Annotated in this window: 13 protein-coding genes; 10 read left to right on the top strand and 3 right to left on the bottom strand. The window is 66.4% G+C overall.

The window, feature by feature from the left end:
* Positions 1–278 precede the first annotated feature (278 nt).
* A complete protein-coding gene (locus tag PL79_RS29925; protein ID WP_044845869.1) occupies positions 279–1055 on the bottom strand; it encodes an enoyl-CoA hydratase in 777 nt (258 codons plus the stop codon).
* Positions 1056–1184: 129 nt separating this feature from the next.
* Here PL79_RS29925 and paaN point away from each other — a divergent pair, with 129 nt between their 5' ends.
* The 5 genes from paaN to paaK all read left to right on the top strand — a co-directional run bounded on the left by paaN (position 1185) and on the right by paaK (position 6809).
* Positions 1185–2891 (top strand): phenylacetic acid degradation protein PaaN, encoded by a 1707-nt coding sequence (gene paaN / locus PL79_RS29930; RefSeq protein ID WP_044845870.1) that lies wholly within the window; start codon positions 1185–1187, stop codon positions 2889–2891.
* Positions 2892–2978: 87 nt separating this feature from the next.
* On the top strand, positions 2979–4181 hold the full coding sequence (gene pcaF, locus PL79_RS29935) for a 3-oxoadipyl-CoA thiolase (protein WP_044845871.1): 1203 nt from the start codon (positions 2979–2981) through the stop codon (positions 4179–4181).
* A 45-nt stretch (positions 4182–4226) separates the two neighbouring features.
* Positions 4227–5018, top strand: a complete 792-nt coding sequence (gene paaG / locus PL79_RS29940) for a 2-(1,2-epoxy-1,2-dihydrophenyl)acetyl-CoA isomerase PaaG (RefSeq protein ID WP_044845872.1) — start codon at positions 4227–4229, stop codon at positions 5016–5018.
* A 1-nt stretch (position 5019) separates the two neighbouring features.
* Positions 5020–5472 carry a hydroxyphenylacetyl-CoA thioesterase PaaI gene (paaI, locus tag PL79_RS29945; protein ID WP_044845873.1) on the top strand — a complete coding sequence of 151 codons (453 nt, stop codon included), beginning with the start codon at positions 5020–5022 and terminating at the stop codon, positions 5470–5472.
* Between the two features lie 38 nt (positions 5473–5510).
* The gene (gene paaK, locus PL79_RS29950; protein WP_044845874.1) at positions 5511–6809 is read left to right on the top strand and encodes a phenylacetate--CoA ligase PaaK; all 1299 of its coding nucleotides are present in this window, start codon (positions 5511–5513) and stop codon (positions 6807–6809) included.
* Positions 6810–6945: 136 nt separating this feature from the next.
* Here the strand turns inward: paaK and mltA are convergent, their stop codons facing one another.
* Both mltA and apaG read right to left on the bottom strand, forming a co-directional pair.
* Positions 6946–8178, bottom strand: a complete 1233-nt coding sequence (gene mltA, locus PL79_RS29955) for a murein transglycosylase A (RefSeq protein WP_044845993.1) — start codon at positions 8176–8178, stop codon at positions 6946–6948.
* A 79-nt stretch (positions 8179–8257) separates the two neighbouring features.
* On the bottom strand, positions 8258–8632 hold the full coding sequence (gene apaG / locus PL79_RS29960) for a Co2+/Mg2+ efflux protein ApaG (protein ID WP_044845994.1): 375 nt from the start codon (positions 8630–8632) through the stop codon (positions 8258–8260).
* Positions 8633–8809: 177 nt separating this feature from the next.
* Here apaG and rpe point away from each other — a divergent pair, with 177 nt between their 5' ends.
* From rpe to trpD, 5 genes are all read left to right on the top strand, one after another.
* Complete coding sequence (gene rpe / locus PL79_RS29965; RefSeq protein ID WP_044845875.1) at positions 8810–9496, top strand: ribulose-phosphate 3-epimerase; 687 nt, start codon at positions 8810–8812, stop codon at positions 9494–9496.
* Positions 9497–9500: 4 nt separating this feature from the next.
* Positions 9501–10247 carry a phosphoglycolate phosphatase gene (locus PL79_RS29970; protein ID WP_044845995.1) on the top strand — a complete coding sequence of 249 codons (747 nt, stop codon included), beginning with the start codon at positions 9501–9503 and terminating at the stop codon, positions 10245–10247.
* Between the two features lie 358 nt (positions 10248–10605).
* Positions 10606–12099: an anthranilate synthase component I gene (gene trpE / locus PL79_RS29975; RefSeq protein ID WP_044845876.1), complete on the top strand. Its 1494-nt coding sequence runs from the start codon at positions 10606–10608 to the stop codon at positions 12097–12099.
* A gap of 13 nt (positions 12100–12112) precedes the next feature.
* Positions 12113–12712 (top strand): aminodeoxychorismate/anthranilate synthase component II, encoded by a 600-nt coding sequence (locus PL79_RS29980; RefSeq protein ID WP_044845877.1) that lies wholly within the window; start codon positions 12113–12115, stop codon positions 12710–12712.
* Positions 12713–12725: 13 nt separating this feature from the next.
* Positions 12726–13757, top strand: coding sequence for an anthranilate phosphoribosyltransferase (gene trpD, locus PL79_RS29985; protein ID WP_039318793.1), 1032 nt, complete (start codon positions 12726–12728; stop codon positions 13755–13757).
* Positions 13758–13761: the final 4 nt, after the last annotated feature.

The raw sequence follows: 13761 nt of genomic DNA on the forward strand, positions 1-13761 counted from the left end.
TTCGTTGCGACGGCTGGGGTTCAACTTCCTGCACCGCCGAGGCCGCTACGACCCGCCCGACAGCACCGCTTCCCTTCTTCTCCCGCGCTGCGTTTCCGTTAGCGCGAAAGAGGCGTGATTCTAAGCACCCGCCCTCGTCTGCGCAACCCCCTTTGTGAAAATATTTTGAAAAGCCCCCGTGCGCTGCCGCGCACGGGGGCTTGGGGTTCGTTGCACCAGGCGATCATGGCGGCGACCGACACCCGTCGCTCGCCAAGCTCCACCCGGCCGCCGGCGAATCAACGGTTCTTGAATACCGGTTTCCGCTTCTCGACGAATGCCGCCATCCCTTCCTTCTGATCTTCGGTCGCGAACAACGAGTGGAACAGTCGACGCTCGAAATGGACGCCCTCGGCCAGCGTCGTCTCGTATGCGCGGTTCACCGACTCCTTGACCATCATGACCGCCGGCAGAGAAAACTCGGCGATCGTCGTCGCAGCGGCAATCGCCTCGTCGAGCAGCTTGTCGGCAGGCAGCACACGCGACACCAGCCCGGCCCGCTCCGCCTCGGCTGCATCCATGAAACGTGCGGTCAGGCACATGTCCATGGCCTTCGCCTTCGAGACAGCGCGCGGCAGGCGCTGCGTACCGCCTGCGCCAGGCATCACGCCCAGCTTGATCTCGGGTTGACCGAACTTGGCCGTTTCCGCCGCGAAGATGATGTCGCACATCATCGCGAGTTCGCAGCCACCGCCGAGCGCGAAGCCCGCCACGGCAGCGATGATCGGCTTGCGGATCTCGCGGACGGTCTCCCAGTTACGGGTGATGTAGTCGCCGCGGTAAACATCCATATAGGAATAGGTCGCCATCATGCCGATGTCGGCCCCGGCCGCGAACGCCTTCTCGCTCCCCGTCACGACGATTGCGCCGATCTCGTCGTCCGCGTCGAACGCTTTCAGCGCAGCGCCCAATTCATCCATCAACGCATCGTTCAGCGCATTCAGCGCCTTCGGACGATTCAGCGTGACCAGCCCGACTCGCCCCCGGGTCTCCACCAGGATGTTCTCGTAAGACATCTATTTCTCCTCGATCAATGAAATGAGAAACGCCTCGCACATGCGAATAGTTTGATGCTACCATTCTCCGACCAACCGGTCGGTTAATTAATCGATCCAACCCTTCTCAACGTCCATCAGGCCGCCGTCATGACCCATGCACTGTTCACGAAGCACGAAGACACGCTGAAACACGCCCTCGCCGCCATCGAGAGCCGCGGGTACTGGAGCCCGTTCGCGGAAATGCCGAGTCCCAAAGTGTACGGGGAAAGCGCGAACGCCGATGGCGAAGCGGCGTTCAAGGCACACCTCGGCAACACGTTCGTGCTCGACCAGCCGGCGTCCGGCGGAACCGTCGGCGCGGAGCAGTCGCCGTACGGGGTCGCGCTGGGCATCCGCTACCCGAAATCGACGCCCGACGAACTGATTGCCGCAGCCGCCGCGGCCCAGCGTGCATGGCGCGAAGCCGGCCCGAGCGCCTGGATCGGCGTCAGCCTGGAAATCCTCGCGCGACTGAATCGCGCGAGCTTCGAGATTGCCTACAGCGTGATGCACACGACGGGCCAGGCGTTCATGATGGCGTTCCAGGCCGGCGGCCCGCACGCGCAGGATCGAGCACTCGAAGCGGTCGCCTACGCATGGGACGAGTTGCGTCGCATCCCCGCCGATGCGCACTGGGAAAAGCCGCAAGGCAAGAACCCGCCGCTCGCGATGCACAAGCGCTATACGATCGTCCCGCGCGGCACCGGCCTCGTGCTCGGCTGCTGCACGTTCCCGACCTGGAACGGCTATCCGGGCCTGTTCGCCGACCTGGCGACCGGCAACACGGTGATCGTCAAACCCCATCCGGGCGCGATCCTGCCGCTCGCGATCACGGTCCGCATCGCCCGCGACGTGCTGCGCGAAGCCGGCTTCGATCCGAACGTCGTCACGCTCCTCGCGACCGAGCCGAACGACGGCGCCCTTGTGCAGGACCTCGCACTGCGTCCTGAAATCAAGCTGATCGACTTCACGGGCAGCACGCAAAACGGCACGTGGCTCGAACGCAATGCCCATCAGGCACAGGTGTATACCGAGAAGGCAGGCGTCAACCAGATCGTGATCGACTCGACCGACGACCTGAAGGCCGCGGCCAAGAACATCGCGTTCTCGCTGGCGCTGTACTCCGGCCAGATGTGCACGGCACCGCAGAACATCTATGTGCCGCGCGACGGCATCCGGACGGCAGACGGTCATGCGAGCTTCGACGAAGTCGCGCAGGCCATCGCCGTCTCCGTGCAGAAGCTGACCGGCGACCCGGCGCGCTCGGTCGAACTGATCGGCGCGATCCAGAACGACGGCGTGACCGCGCGCATCGACGACGCGCGCAAGCTCGGCCGCGTGCTCGCCGACAGCCAGACGCTCCAGCACCCGGCGTTCGCCGACGCTCGCGTGCGCACACCGCTCGTGCTGCAACTCGACGTGGCCGACCGCGCGAAGTTCACGCAGGAATGGTTCGGCCCGATCTCGTTCGTGATCGCGACCGACTCGACCGCGCAGTCGCTCGATCTCGCCGGCGAAATCGCCGCGGAACATGGCGCATTGACGCTGTCCGTCTACAGTACCGACGACAAGGTCCTCGACGCTGCGCACGATGCGGCGGTGCGTGGCGGCGTCGCGCTGTCGATCAACCTGACGGGCGGCGTGTTCGTCAACCAGTCGGCCGCCTTCTCCGACTTCCACGGCACCGGCGCGAACCCGGCCGCCAACGCGGCGCTGGCCGACCCGGCGTTCGTCGCCAACCGGTTCCGCGTGGTGCAAAGCCGCGTCCATGTTGCGCCGAAGGCAGTGCCCGCGGAAGCCGGCCAGACGGCATAACCCGAATGGCTGACGTGCAAACGCCGTCACGTTCTCTACCATGAACGAATCCGCCACCCGGCGGGTTCGTTGCACATCGACACACCCATGACCGACGCCTACATCTGCGACGCGATTCGCACCCCCATCGGCCGCTACGGCGGCGCCCTGAAAGACGTTCGTGCCGACGATCTCGGCGCGGTGCCGCTCAAGGCGCTGATCGAGCGCAACCGTAACGTCGACTGGTCGGCAATCGACGACGTGATCTACGGCTGCGCGAACCAGGCCGGCGAGGACAACCGCAACGTCGCGCGCATGTCCGCGCTGCTCGCGGGCCTGCCGACCGCCGTGCCGGGCACGACGCTGAACCGGCTGTGCGGCTCGGGCATGGACGCCGTCGGCACCGCCGCGCGCACGATCAAGGCGGGCGAGGCACGCTTGATGATCGCGGGCGGCGTCGAAAGCATGACGCGTGCGCCGTTCGTGATGGGCAAGGCCGCCAGCGCGTTCGCGCGCCAGGCCGCCATTTTCGACACGACGATCGGCTGGCGTTTCGTCAATCCGCTGATGAAACAGCAATACGGCGTCGATTCGATGCCGGAGACGGCCGAGAACGTCGCGGTCGACTACGACATCAGCCGCGCCGACCAGGACCTGTTCGCGCTGCGCAGCCAGCAGAAAGCTGCGCGCGCGCAGCGGGACGGCACGCTCGCCGAGGAAATCGTCCCGGTGACGATTCCGCAGAAGAAAGGCGACGCGCTCGTCGTATCCGTCGACGAGCATCCGCGCGAAACGTCGCTCGAAGCGCTCGCGAAGCTGAAGGGCGTCGTGCGCCCGGACGGCTCGGTGACGGCCGGCAACGCGTCGGGCGTCAACGACGGCGCATGCGCACTGCTGCTCGCCAACGCGGAAGCCGCCGATCAATACGGGCTGCGCCGCCGTGCGCGCGTCGTCGGCATGGCGACCGCCGGCGTCGAGCCGCGCGTGATGGGCATCGGCCCGGCGCCGGCCACGCAGAAACTGTTGCGCCAGCTCGGGATGACGATCGATCAGTTCGACGTGATCGAGCTGAACGAGGCATTCGCGTCGCAGGGTCTCGCGGTGCTGCGCATGCTCGGCGTCGCCGACGACGATCCGCGCGTGAACCCGAACGGCGGCGCGATCGCGCTCGGCCACCCGCTCGGCGCATCGGGCGCCCGGCTCGTGACCACGGCACTTCATCAACTCGAGCGTACGGGCGGCCGCTTTGCGCTCTGTACGATGTGCATCGGCGTCGGCCAGGGCATCGCGATCGCCATCGAACGCGTGTAACCGACGCACCGCGCGCCTATAACGAAGTCATGAAGGAGACACTGCATGTCATATCAGGCGATCCAGCTGGATATCGATCAGGCTGCCCACGTGGCCACGATCACCCTCAACCGTCCGGACAAGCTGAACAGCTTCACGCGGACAATGCACCGCGAACTGCAGTCGGCACTCGATGAAGTAGAAACGGCCGGCGCGCGTGCGCTGATCCTGACGGGTGCGGGGCGCGGCTTCTGCGCAGGCCAGGACCTGGCCGACCTCGACTTCACGCCGGGCGCGTCCACCGACCTCGGCACGCTGATCGACGAGCATTTCAATCCACTGATCCGCCGCCTGCAACGCATGCCGATTCCGGTGATCGCCGCCGTCAACGGCACGGCGGCCGGCGCCGGCGCAAATCTCGCGCTCGCCTGCGACATCGTGTTCGCCGCGCGCTCGAGCAGTTTCATCCAGGCCTTCGTCAAGATCGGGCTCGTGCCCGATTCGGGCGGCACATGGTTCCTGCCGCAACGCGTCGGCATGGCACGCGCGCTGGGGCTCGCCCTGACCGGCGACAAGCTCGGCGCCGAACAGGCCGAACAATGGGGCTTGATCTGGCGCGCGGTCGACGACGATGCGCTCGCCGCGTCGGCCCGTCAAGTTGCCAACCAGCTCGCGCAGCAACCGACGCTCGCGATCGCGTCGATCAAGCAGTCGATGCGCGACAGCGTCACGAATACGCTCGACCAGCAGCTCGACCTCGAGCGTGACCTGCAGCGCAAGCTCGGCCAGTCGTACGACTACGCGGAAGGCGTGAAGGCGTTCATCGAGAAGCGCGCGCCGCGGTTCGAGGGACGTTGACATGACCACCTCCACCGACACGCTCGACCCCGATGCGCTCGCCCGTGCGGCGGCACGGGCCATGTACGACGCGGACGCCTGCAGCCGCGCGTTCGGCATGGAAATCGCCGAAGTGCGCGCCGGCTACGCACGCCTGCAGATGCGCGTACGGCCGGAATTCCTGAACGGGCACCAGACCTGCCACGGCGGCATCATCTTCACGCTCGCCGATTCGACGTTCGCGTTCGCGTGCAACTCGTACAACCTGAATACCGTTGCCGCGGGCTGCTCGATCGAATACCTACGCCCCGTCTACGGCAACGACCTGCTGACGGCCGAGGCGATCGAGCAGACACGCAGCGGCCGGCATGGCGTCTACGACATCCGCGTCACGAACCAGACAGGCGAAACGGTCGCGATGTTTCGCGGCAAATCGGCCCAGATCAAGGGCACGGTCCTCCCGGAAGACCGCTGACGTCCACGGCTCGCTCATAACAATCACTGGAGACAGGCATGACTACCCCGCTACCGCTCGAGCCGATCGAGACCGCTTCACGCGACGAGCTGACCGCATTACAGCTCGAACGCCTGAAATGGTCGCTCCGGCATGCGTATGAGCACTCCCCCGTCTATCGCCGCAAATTCGACGAAGCGGGCGTGCATCCCGACGACCTGAAGACACTCACGGATCTGTCGCGCTTCCCGTTCACGACCAAGAGCGACCTGCGCGACAGCTACCCGTTCGGCATGTTCGCGGTGCCTCAGGACCAGATCTCGCGCATTCACGCGTCGTCGGGCACGACCGGCAAGCCGACCGTCGTCGGCTATACGGCACGCGACATCGATACGTGGGCGAATCTCGTCGCGCGCTCGATCCGCGCAGCCGGCGCGCGGCGCGGCGACAAGGTTCATGTCAGCTACGGCTACGGTTTGTTCACCGGCGGGCTCGGCGCACACTACGGCGCCGAACGCGCAGGGCTCACCGTGATCCCGTTCGGCGGCGGCCAGACCGAGAAGCAGGTGCAGCTGATCCAGGATTTCCGGCCCGACATCATCATGGTGACGCCGAGCTACATGCTGTCGATCGCCGACGAGATCGAGCGCCAGGGTCTCGATCCCGCGCAGAGTTCGCTGCGCATCGGCATCTTCGGCGCGGAACCGTGGACCAACGACATGCGCGTGGCCATCGAGCAGCGGATGGGCATCGACGCGGTCGACATCTATGGGCTGTCCGAAGTGATGGGCCCGGGCGTCGCGTCGGAATGCGTCGAGACCAAGGACGGCCCGACCATCTGGGAAGACTACTTCTACCCGGAAATCATCGACCCCGAAACCGGCGAAGTGCTGCCGGACGGTGAACTCGGCGAGCTGGTCTTCACGTCGCTGACGAAGGAAGCGCTGCCGATCATCCGCTACCGCACGCGCGACCTCACGCGCCTGCTGCCCGGCACCGCGCGCACGATGCGCCGGATGGAAAAGATCACCGGGCGCTCGGACGACATGATGATCGTGCGGGGCGTCAACGTCTTCCCGACGCAGATCGAGGAACAGCTGCTGAAGCAGCGCGCGCTGGCACCGCACTATCAGATCGTGCTGACGAAGGAAGGTCCGCTCGACGTGCTGACGCTCAACGTCGAGCCGTGTCCCGAAACCGCCCCCGACACGGCGGCGATCCATGCGGCCAGGCAGGCGCTCGCACACGACATCAAGTCGCTGATCGGCGTGACGGCCGTGATCAACGTGCTGCCCGTGAACGGAATCGAGCGCTCGGTCGGCAAGGCGCGACGCGTCATCGACAAGCGCAAGGGCTGATACCGGCTACGGCACGAGGGCGCTCCGGAACAGCGATCATGCGCGGCCCTCGAAAAAACAGCCCGACCGGCCAAAACCGGTCGGGCTGCCTCGTCTCGATGCGCCGGCTACACGTGCGTGCCGGCGTCACCGCGGATCACGAATTCGGGAACAGCAGCCACATCCGGCCGATCTGCTTCATCCGTCCGGCCTGGTCGCCGGCGTCGTCGCCGAGCCCCCAGAAATAGTCGGCCCGCACGCCGCCCTTGATCGCGGAACCCGTGTCCTGCGCGAACACGAGCCGGTTCATCGGCGTATTCGTCAGCGGACGCGTGGTCTGCAGGAACACCGGCGTGCCGAGCGGGATCGACGACGGATCGACCGCGATCGAACGCTCCGCCGTGAGCGGCACGCCGAGCGCACCGATCGGGCCGTCCGCGCCGCCGTGCGGTGCATCTTCCTTCGTCGGCATGTCGCGGAAGAACACGAATCGCGGATTCGTGTCGAGCAACGCATCCACGCGAGTCGGGTTCGCCTTCGCCCACGCCTTGATGCCCTGCATCGTCGCCTGGGCGGGCGTCAGCTCGCCGCGATCGAGCAGCCACTTGCCGATCGAGCGATACGGCTGGTTGTTGGTGCCGCCGAAACCCACCCGCATCACCGAACCGTCGTCGAGCAGCACGCGTCCCGAGCCCTGCACCTGCAGGAAGAACGCCTCGATCGGATCGTCGACCCACACGAGTTCGTTGCCGTTCAGGATGCCGGCGCGCTCGAGCTGCGCGCGAGCGGGCAGCGCGGCACCGGCGCGATAGCCGGCCGGCCAGCGGTACAGCGCGTACTGGTAAGGACCGCGACGCACGCGGGAGCCATGCAGCAGCGGCTCGTAATAGCCGGTCACGAGCCCGTCGAGCGTGCCGTCGGTGTTCGCCAGCTGAAACGGCGTGAAATACGTTTCGAAGAAGGTACGCGCGCTGCTGACGTCGAGTTCGTCGAGGCGATCGGCGGCCGCGCAGGCGCGCTGCCACGCCGGCTGCCGCGCAAGCCGCGCGCAGTTCTGCCGCAGCGCGGCCGTCGCGCCGATCAGCGAATCGTCCTGCCACCCCGGCACCTGTTGCCATGCGACAGGCGTCAGCCGCTTCGCGGCGACCTGCCCCGGCACGATCGCCGCACCGGTCGGCGGCTTGAGCGTCGACGTGCGCGTCGGCGCGCCGCCGCACGCGGCAAGCAGCGCCGCCGTCGCGACCGCCGCAACCCAGCCGGCCGCCCGCGGCCCAAACCACATACAATGTCCGTTCTTGATGGAAACCGCCATGTCAGATTTTCTCGACCAATATCCGATGCTCATCTTCGCGCTCGAAGCCTTCGTAGCGCTTGCCCTGCTGATCTTCATCGTCGTGTGGACGTCGTCGGGCAGGAAGAAGCACGCCCGCGGCAACGACCGCCAGCCGCGCTGACCAGCGCCCGCACGCTCAATGCAGCGTGCGCGGCATGTGCAGCGCAAACTCGTCGACCGGCGCGTCGAACCGCTCGCCGTCCTCCGCCACGCAAAAGTACGCGCCGCGCATCGTGCCGACCGGCGTCGCGATCACGGCCCAGCTCGTGTATTCGAACTGTTCGCCCGGCTGCAGCAGCGGCTGGTGCCCGACGACGCCGAGCCCCTTCACTTCCTGCACGTGGTTTTCGCTGTCCGTGATGATCCAGTGACGCGCGATCAGCTGGGCCGCGACCTGCCCGGTATTGCGGATGGTCAGCGTGTACGCGAATGCGTATTGACGTCGATCGGGGTCGGATTGTTCCGGCAAGAAGCTGGTTTTCACCGAAACGGTGAACTGATACTGACTCATGATGTTTCCGCTGTAGGTAACCGCCCGCGCCGACTCGAGCGGCCGGGCCGCGGGCGCGCCGCACTGGTTCGGCATTCTATGCGGAATCGGGCCGCATCCGCACGGCCCGTCGCCGCGCACCGGGTCGCCGGACGGTAGAATGGCGGTTTTGCGCCGCAGCGTCCCCGCTCCCCTGTCATGACTCAATTCCGCATCGCTCCCAGCATCCTGTCGGCCGACTTTGCACGGCTCGGCGAAGAAGTCCGCAACGTGGTCGCCGCCGGCGCCGACTGGATTCACTTCGACGTGATGGACAACCATTATGTGCCGAACCTCACGATCGGCCCGCTCGTCTGCGAGGCGATCCGCCCGCACGTGCAGGTGCCGATCGACGTGCACCTGATGGTGCGCCCGGTCGACCGGATCGTGCCCGATTTCGCGAAAGCCGGCGCGAACCTGATCAGCTTTCACCCGGAAGGCTCGGACCACATCGATCGTACGCTGTCGCTGATCCGCGATCACGGCTGCAAGGCCGGCCTCGTGTTCAACCCGGCCACGCCGTTGAACTATCTCGACCACGTGATGGACCGCCTCGACTTCGTGCTGCTGATGTCGGTGAACCCGGGCTTCGGCGGCCAGTCGTTCATTCCGGAAACGCTGAACAAGCTGCGCGAAGCGCGCGCCCGCATCGACGCGTACACCGAGCGCACCGGCCGCGAGATCCTGCTCGAGGTCGACGGCGGCGTGAAGGCCGACAACATCGCGGAAATCGCGGCGGCCGGCGCGGACACCTTCGTCGCGGGTTCGGCGATCTTCGGCAAGCCCGACTACCGCACGGTGATCGACGAGATGCGTGCCGCGCTCGCCACCGTCGCGCGGAGCTGACGCCGTGGCCGATTCCTCGCTGGCCGGGCCCGCAGCCGACGGCGCGGTCCGTTTCGCGACGCCGCGCATCGACGCGGCACTGATCGACCTCGACGGCACGATGGTCGACACGGCCGACGATTTCACGGCCGGGCTGAACGGAATGCTCGCGCAGCTCGGCGCGCCGGCCACGTCGCGCGACGAGGTGATCGGCTACGTCGGCAAGGGCTCCGAGCATCTGATCCAGAGCGTGCTGAAGCCGCGCTTCACGCCCGACGAAGCGCACGCGCGCTTCGACGACGCGCTCGCGATCTACCAGACCGAGTACGCGAAGGTCAACGGCCGCCACACGCGTCTCTATCCGGACGTCGCAACCGGCCTCGATGCGTTGCGCACGGCCGGCATCCGGCTCGCATGCGTGACGAACAAGCCGCACCGCTTCGCGGTCGAGCTGCTCGAGCAATACGGGCTGATCGATCGCTTCGGCATCGTGCTCGGCGGCGACAGCGTCGCGCGCAAGAAGCCCGATCCGCTGCCGATGCTGACGGCGTGCGAAGCGCTCGGCGTCGCGCCGGACGCGGCGGTCGCGATCGGCGACTCGGAAAACGACGCGCTGGCGGGCCGCGCGGCCGGGATGGCGACGCTGACGGTGCCATACGGCTACAACCACGGCAAAGCTATACAAACGATAAATTCGGATGGTATAGTCGATTCGTTGCTGGTCGCAGCCCGCGCGATCACCGCGCACAACGCCGGCCGGCCAACCCTCTGATTATTTCTTCCATCCGCATGTTTCTGAATAAAAAACGGAGTCTGAGCAGCATCGACCGGGGAGCCTGGCCCTGGCGTCGCTGGTCGCGCTAACCTCTTCGATGAGGTACGCTGAGGCACGTCTTCAGCGCCGTTTTTTATCTCGCTGCGCAGCCGCGCGCCGATCGTCGCACCACCTCGAGTTCTACCGCGTCCGAACGCTTGCGTTCAGGACCGGCCGCAGGCTCGCGACGTTCACGCCCGGCGTGCCGGCCGGCAACAGGCACTTCTCGATCGACCGCCCTTTCGCCGACGGCAGCCCGCGCAGCGTCAAGTGATCCCTGGCGCACGCCGCCGCTCGTCCCGAACAGGACCGGAACATGACCGAACTCGAATTCCAATCGCTTGCGAACGAAGGCTACAACCGCATCCCGCTGATCGCGGAAGCGCTCGCCGACCTCGAAACGCCGCTGTCCCTCTACCTGAAGCTGGCCCAGCCTGAACGCGCGGGCGCCAACTCGTTCCTGCTCGAGTCGGTGGTCGGCGGCGAACGCTTCGGCCGCTATTCGTTCATCGGCCTGCCCGCCCGCACGCTGGTGCGCACCCGCAACGGCGTGTCCGAAGTGGTGCGCGGCGGCCAGGTCGTCGAGACGCACGACGGCGACCCGTTCGAATTCATCGAGTCGTTCCAGGCGCGCTTCAAGGTGGCGCAGCGCCCGGGCCTGCCGCGCTTCTGCGGTGGCCTCGCCGGCTATTTCGGTTACGACGCGGTGCGCTACATCGAGAAGAAGCTCGCGAACACCGCGCCGCGCGACGATCTCGGCCTGCCCGACATCCAGCTGCTGCTCACCGAAGAAGTCGCGGTGATCGACAACCTCGCCGGCAAGCTCTATCTGATCATCTATGCGGACCCGGCCCAGCCGGAAGCCTATACGAAGGCCAAGCAGCGCCTGCGCGAGCTGAAGCAGCGCCTGCGCACGACCGTGCAGCCGCCCGTCACGTCGGCGAGTGTGCGCACCGAGACGTTCCGCGAGTTCAAGAAGGAAGACTATCTGGCCGCCGTGCGCCAGGCGAAGGAATACATCGCGGCCGGCGAACTGATGCAGATCCAGGTCGGCCAGCGTCTGACGAAGCCGTATCGCGACAATCCGCTGTCGCTGTATCGCGCGCTGCGTTCGCTGAATCCGTCGCCGTACATGTACTACTACAACTTCGGCGATTTCCACGTGGTCGGCGCATCGCCGGAAATCCTGGTGCGCCAGGAAAAGCGCGGCGAAGACCAGATCGTCACGATCCGTCCGCTCGCCGGCACGCGTCCGCGCGGCAACACGCCCGAGCGCGATGCGGAACTCGCGACCGAACTGCTGAACGATCCGAAGGAAATCGCCGAGCACGTGATGCTGATCGACCTCGCGCGCAACGACGTCGGCCGCATCGCGGAAATCGGCTCGGTGCAGGTGACCGACAAAATGGTGATCGAAAAGTACTCGCACGTGCAGCACATCGTCAGCTCGGTCGAAGGCAAGCTGAAGCCCGGCATGACGAACTACGACGTGCTGCGCGCGACGTTCCCGGCCGGCACGCTGTCCGGCGCGCCGAAGGTGCGCGCGATGGAACTGATCGACGAGCTCGAGCCGATCAAGCGCGGGCTGTACGGCGGCGCCGTCGGCTACCTGTCGTTCTCGGGCGAGATGGATCTCGCGATCGCGATCCGCACGGGCCTGATCCACAACGGCAACCTGTATGTGCAAGCGGCAGCCGGCGTCGTCGCGGACTCGGTGCCCGAATCCGAATGGCAAGAGACCGAGAACAAGGCGCGCGCGGTGCTGCGTGCGGCCGAACAGGTCCAGGACGGCCTCGATAGCGACTTCTGACCGGAGACTGACCATGCTGCTCATGATCGACAACTACGATTCGTTCACCTACAACCTGGTCCAGTACTTCGGCGAACTGGGCGAGGACGTGCACACCTATCGCAACGACGAAATCACGCTCGACGACATCGCGCGCCTGAACCCCGCCGCCATCTGCCTGTCGCCCGGCCCGAGCAATCCGCAGCACGCGGGCATCACGCTCGACGTGCTGCGCGAATTCGCGGGCAAGAAGCCGATCCTCGGCGTCTGCCTCGGCCACCAGGCGATCGGCGAAGCATTCGGCGGCCGCGTCGTGCGCGCGAAGACCATCATGCACGGCAAGGTGAGCCGGATCGAAACCGACTGCCGCGGCGTGTTCGCCGACCTGCCGAAGCATTTCGACGTCACGCGCTACCACTCGCTCGCGATCGAACGCGAATCGCTGCCCGACTGCCTCGAGGTGTCCGCGTGGACCGACGACGGCGAGATCATGGGCGTGCGCCACAAGACGCTGCCGGTCGAAGGCGTGCAGTTCCACCCGGAATCGATCCTCTCCGAGCACGGCCATGCGCTGCTCGAGAATTTCCTGAAGCAGAATCGCGCAGCGGCCCGCGCGGCCGCGCCGGCAGCCTGACGGGAGACGCACGATGACGATTACCCCGCAGGAAGCGCTGCAACGCACGATCGAGCACCGCGAGATCTTCCACGACGAAATGCTGCACCTGATGCGGCTCATCATGCGCGGCGACATGTCGCCCGTGATGGCGGCCGCGATCATCACCGGGCTGCGCGTGAAGAAGGAGACGATCGGCGAGATCGCCGCCGCCGCGACCGTGATGCGCGAATTCGCGAACCACGTCGAAGTGCAGGACAACTCGAACTTCGTCGACATCGTCGGCACGGGCGGCGACGGCGCGCACACGTTCAACATCTCGACCGCGTCGATGTTCATCACGGCGGCGGCCGGCGCGAAGGTCGCGAAGCACGGCAACCGCGGCGTGTCGAGCAAGTCCGGCAGCGCCGACGTGCTCGAGGCGCTCGGCGTGAACATCGACCTGCAGCCCGACCAGGTTGCCGCATCGATCGCCGAAACCGGCATGGGCTTCATGTTCGCGCCGAACCATCATCCGGCGATGAAGAACATCGCGGCCGTGCGCCGCGAGCTCGGCGTGCGGACGATCTTCAACATTCTCGGCCCGCTGACCAATCCGGCCGGCGCGCCGAACCAGCTGATGGGCGTGTTCCACCCCGACCTCGTCGGCATCCAGGTGCGCGTGATGCAGCGCCTCGGCGCGCAGCACGTGCTGGTCGTGTACGGCAAGGACGGGATGGATGAAGTATCGCTGGGCGCCGCGACGCTCGTCGGCGAATTGCGCGACGGCAAGGTGCACGAATACGAGATCCATCCGGAGGACTTCGGCCTGCAGATGGTATCGAACCGCACGCTGAAGGTGGAAAATGCCGAGGAATCGCGCACGATGCTGCTCGGCGCGCTGGACAACCAGCCGGGTGTCGCACGCGAGATCGTCACGCTGAACGCGGGCACCGCGCTCTACGCAGCCAATATCGCCGAATCGATCGCCGACGGCATCCAGCTCGCCCGCGAAGCGATCGCGAGCGGCAAGGCACGCGCGAAGGTCGACGAACTCGTGCGCTTCACGCAGCAGTTCAAGCGCTGACTCC

The sequence above is a fragment of the Burkholderia sp. USMB20 genome (assembly GCF_000949135.2).
GTDB lineage: Bacteria > Pseudomonadota > Gammaproteobacteria > Burkholderiales > Burkholderiaceae > Burkholderia.